A 475-nucleotide genomic window follows, 5' to 3' on the forward strand; every position below is an offset into this window, starting at 1 on the left:
GAAAAAGCGCTTGGCGGCATCGAGGTCGCGGTTGGCCGTGAGCAGGAAATCGACCGCCTGCCCGTGCTTGTCGATGGCGCGGTACAGGTAGCGCCACTGACCGCGGACCTTGATGTAGGTTTCATCGATCCGGACCGATCCGCAGTGTGGCCGACGAAACTGGCGCAGCCGCTTCTCAACCTGAGGCGCGTAGGCGAGTACCCAACGGTTCAGGGTGGAGTGGTCCACCTCCAGGCCGCGTTCCAGGAGCATCTCCTCGATGTCACGGTAGCTCAGCGGGTAGCGCAAGGACCAGGAGACCGCCTGGACGATGAGCGTCGCCTCGAAGTGCCGCCCTCGGAAGTCGTCCCTGGCGCGCTGCTTGAGCTTGGCGGCGATGGCGGATCGGCTTCCAGCTCCACGGCCTGGGCGAGCAGGCGGCGGGCACCGGCGCGCAGCACGTCCGTCAGGGGATCGTCGATGGCCTCGGGCTGAC

General features: G+C 66.7%; 1 protein-coding gene. It reads right to left on the minus strand.

The window, feature by feature from the left end; translation table 11 throughout:
* Positions 1-378 (minus strand): IS6 family transposase (locus tag ACU8YC_RS26750; protein WP_446896227.1); only part of this gene is annotated, 378 nt, incomplete at its 3' end.
* Between the last annotated feature and the right edge of the window lie 97 nt (positions 379-475).

This window comes from Citrobacter sp. VF227 (assembly GCF_052950715.1).